The organism is Nostoc cf. edaphicum LEGE 07299 (assembly GCF_015207245.1).
GTDB lineage: Bacteria > Cyanobacteriota > Cyanobacteriia > Cyanobacteriales > Nostocaceae > Nostoc > Nostoc edaphicum_B.
Genome location: NZ_JADEXF010000503.1, coordinates 1 through 4,201 on the forward strand (window position 1 = coordinate 1; position 4,201 = coordinate 4,201).

Consider the following 4,201-nt stretch of genomic DNA (forward strand, 5'->3'; position numbering starts at 1 on the left):
AAGCGTAGCTTTGGCGGGGTGGGGTTCTTATTTTTGATTTATGCAAGAGGTCTAATGATTACTGAAATATTTTACTTACAAAGTAAAGAAATATGACAAACAAAACATCTTTCATTTTGCGTGCTGAAGAGATTGCCAACAGTATGCAGACCTTCTCTCACCCTTGGAATCCAAATTCGGAAATATCAGGGACATATATGGGACGCACGGTTGGGCTAAAGCGGACTGGGGTCAACTTTGCTGTCATTCCTGTGGGGAAAGAATCTTTTGTTTACCATTCCCACCACTGTGAGGAAGAATGGATTTATATTTTATCAGGACAAGCGATTGCAGAAATCGACGGAGAAGAATTTGAGGTTTTCCCAGGAGACTTTATGGCATTTCCAGCTCCTTCAGTAGCCCACCATCTCAGGAATACAGGAGAGGAAAACTTAGTTTACTTAATGGGAGGAGAAAATCTTGATGTAGAAATTGCAGATTTTCCTCATCTGGGAAAACGCATGATTCGACGTGGCGATTCTGTGGAAATCTTCGATCGAAAGGACGCTAAAGCATTTGGTTAGGCAGTTAGTCTTAAACTCTTCATTTAGCGAGCTTGTGAGGTCTGGGGAAAGGGTAAAGGGCAAGAGTTAAGGGATTTAAAACCTTTCCCCTTACCCTTTACCCCGCTAAGGGAACTTGGCAAACTAATAGTAAAACACAATACGTTTTAGCAGTAATATCTTTCATGAAAAATATCTTCATCTGTGCAGTTGTCATCTGCACAACTTGTATTTACCCAATTAAGACATCAGCAGGAGAAAAACCTTCTGCGATTTTCCATGCATTTGATCAGCAGTACACTGATATCGAAAAGTTTGTATGTGAAATAGGGAAGCAAGGATATTCTCACATTCAAATTTCTCCAGCCCAAAAATCTAATCCCGCTTCAGAATGGTGGGCACGCTATCAACCTGTAAACTACAGCATTATCGAAGGTAGAGGTTCGCTCTTGAATTTAAAAAACCTTATTAGTAAAGCCCACAGTTGTCAAGTCAAAGTGATTGCTGATGTTGTTTTCAATCACATGGCTAATTTAGATGGCAATGATGATTTTGAAGATTTAACTAAATTTTCAGGTCTTTCTATAAATGACTTTAATTCGGACTCAAACCGTCCAGGGAAAAAATCTTGTAACATTAATTATAGTGATGGCAACAGAGATTCAGAAATTAATTGTTGGTTAGGTGGACTTCCTGAATTGAGATTTACCAATAATGTTAAAACAATTCAAAAAGCTCATTTAAAAAAATTGCTAGATTTAGGAATTGATGGATTTCGGTTTGATGCTGCCAAGCATATCCCAGCAGATGTTGTCAAAGAGTACATCAGCTATGTGGATCAACAAAGTCAAGGAAAAGCATGGAATTATCTTGAGGTAATCACCGATAGCGACACCAATGCAGAAAATTATAACTGGATTGCTGCTGTCACAGATTTTGTTCTCTATAATTCAATGAAAAATGCTTTCAGCTTTGGTGGAGATTTGCGTTCTCTGCGAGTTCCCACAGCCATAAACGATCCGCGTAGCGTCACTTTTGGCAGAAACCACGATACTATCCGCGAGATTAATTCTAATGCCATTAACCCCTATAGCGATTCTTCTGACTCTTTCTTGGCAACAGCCTATATTTTGGCGAGAGAAAGTGGCACTCCTTTAATACTCAACTGGGATAATAGAGATGCTGCTTTTATCAAATATGGTGTCAAATTCCGCCAAATTATGCATCAACGAGGAACTCAGGGAAAAAATACCAAAGAAAATGTTCTAGCAGCAATTGATAGTCCGACTGTATTGCTAATGGAGCGGGGCAGTGAAGGATTCTTTGTTGTCAATAAAGGGGAGAATAAATTTAATATCCCAGCATTGGATTTGACCTTGACGAATTTGGATGGATGTTATCGGGAACTCCGTAATAATTTTACTGTTGCGATTGAACGTCGCGATCGCAATAAAAAATTTATAACTCGTTGGGGAAGTCGAAATAGAGGCGGTATGGAAGTTCAAAAACGCGATGCACTCTATTTTATTCGAGAACCTTTTGATCAATGTCAAGTGTAGACGCTCCCTCCTGCTCTTAGCTCGACTTTATCCGTTTTTTCGCAACGGCATCAACGCTATTATCTGGACTTTAGACTAAAAAGTACAAAATGACTCAGGGGAGGTAAGTTGAGCAGAAGCAAAAATAAAGCCTCAAACCTTGATTTAATCATAGTTTCAGTTTTCTGCTTCGATTATTGTTTTCTGAGAGTAATGAAAGAGCGATAAGAAGCAGCACGGCAAGATACAGGGTTCTGCCATAAACCATGAGGCTTAGTGAGTGCATTCGCTGTAAGTTCCAACTCCCCTTTGGCATTTCTCACCCACCCTGTAGCTTCTACAATGGGTTTTGGCGTAGCAGTAGTAGGTTTGATGGTAACAGGTGGACTCTTGCCTTCTCTGGTGCTGGGATTGAGAGTTACCCAATCTACTTGCACTGCGTCAGGAGAGAGAATGTCCTTGGGATTGGGTGGTAAACCGCCGCGTCCAGTGATGATAAATGAATTAGCTTGTTGCTTGCTTCTAGGGCTACAGATAGTGTCAAATAGCTGGGAAGCATCTACTAGGTTTGTGGGTAGTTCTACTCTAGTGAACTGTAGTTCTGTTGTTCCTTCCAAGGAAGAGCCTGTCTGTGAAAATGAAGTGATGTCATTTGTTGGCAGCCGACGTGGGTCTAATCGGCTTGGATCGTTGGTTTCTAGCAATCTTACCAATTCTTCTCGATCGCGCACTACCATACCAAAAACCCCAAAGGCTCTAATCGTAATTTTACCGCCCGTACCAGTGAAAGCATTAGTAATGATATCGCTATTTTCATTGGGAGTGGCGACGATGAAGCCATCTGGCATATTAAGCGTGAAATTGCCGCTGTCTCCACCAGCCTGTTCAGTGCCTGAGACAGTAGATATTTCACTGTTACGCTGCAACAGCAGTAAATCCCGTACTGATAAAGTAATATTTCCTCCACGACCCACTACTGAATTAGCTAGAAGTTTTCCTTGGTTGTCTAGCTTGATATAGCGAGTCGCAACTTGTAAGTTACCTGCATTCCCTGTTCTCCCACTACTCACATTTATTTCAGCCCCATTCCGGACACTCAACTTACCAGTTTGAATGCTCAAGTTTCCTGCATCTCCGATGCCAAGACTATTAGAAAACAAGCCGCTTGCAAACAGATTATTGGCATTTCTGCCAGTCAGTTCTACAGATTCACTTGCGTTTACAATTAAATTTCCTCCCTTACCTGCACCATTAACACCAGTTGATATCCGTGCCCCATCTCGCACAATCAACTTCCCAGTGTTAATTCTCAAGTCTCCGGCATTTCCGTTGCCAAGACTATTAGAAAACAAGCCGCTTGCAAACAGATTATTGGCATTTCTACCAGTCAGTTCTACAGACTCACTTGCGTTTACAATTAAATTTCCTCCCCTGCCTGCACTATTAACACCAGTTGATATCTGTGCCCCATCTCGCACAATCAACTTACCAGTTTGAATGCTCAAGTCTCCGGCATCTCCGATGCCAAGACTATTAGAAAACAAGCCGCTTGCAAACAGATTATTGATATATGTGCCAGTCAGTTCTACAGACTCACTTGCGTTTACAATTAAATTTCCTCCCTGACCTGCACCATAAACACCAGTTGATATCCGTGCCCCATCTTGCACAATTAACTTCCCAGTATTAATGATCAAGTTTCCGGCATTTTGAGAGTTTGTAGTCGCGGTCAACAAGCGAGTGGGAGAACTACCGCTACCAATCAGTTGCACAGAGTCAGAGGCATTCAACGTCAACGTTCCACCCGGTTTTATATCTAGAGTATCAGCCACAATTGCCGAACCATCAAATAGCACAATGCGCCTAGCTAGAAGTTGGACATCATTGCTACTGAGGTCAAGTCTGGCTCCATTGGTAAGCAATATATTTGCTAACAGTACATTATTGGGAAAACTCAAACGCAGATTGTTACTATCGACATTTAGCCCTATCACGCCAGGGCCAGCAATACTTCCTAACTCAATTCTTCCCCCACTTGCCGTTAAATTTCCGCCCTCTAGCGTTAGATCACCGCCTATCAGTGCCAAGGTTTTGCCTTGCTGCACTTGTAGACCACCACCT

3 protein-coding genes are annotated in these 4,201 nt (G+C 41.8%); 2 read left to right on the top strand and 1 reads right to left on the bottom strand.

Going from position 1 to position 4,201, the window contains the following annotated elements:
• Positions 1-92 precede the first annotated feature (92 nt).
• Both IQ229_RS15640 and IQ229_RS15645 read left to right on the top strand, forming a co-directional pair.
• The gene (locus tag IQ229_RS15640) at positions 93-563 is read left to right on the top strand and encodes a cupin domain-containing protein (protein ID WP_194045150.1); all 471 of its coding nucleotides are present in this window, start codon (positions 93-95) and stop codon (positions 561-563) included.
• A 164-nt stretch (positions 564-727) separates the two neighbouring features.
• Positions 728-2,101: an alpha-amylase family glycosyl hydrolase gene (locus tag IQ229_RS15645; protein WP_194045152.1), complete on the top strand. Its 1,374-nt coding sequence runs from the start codon at positions 728-730 to the stop codon at positions 2,099-2,101.
• Between the two features lie 173 nt (positions 2,102-2,274).
• Here IQ229_RS15645 and IQ229_RS15650 read toward each other — a convergent pair.
• A partial coding sequence (locus IQ229_RS15650) for a two-partner secretion domain-containing protein (protein ID WP_228013499.1) occupies positions 2,275-4,201 on the bottom strand: 1,927 nt, incomplete at its 5' end.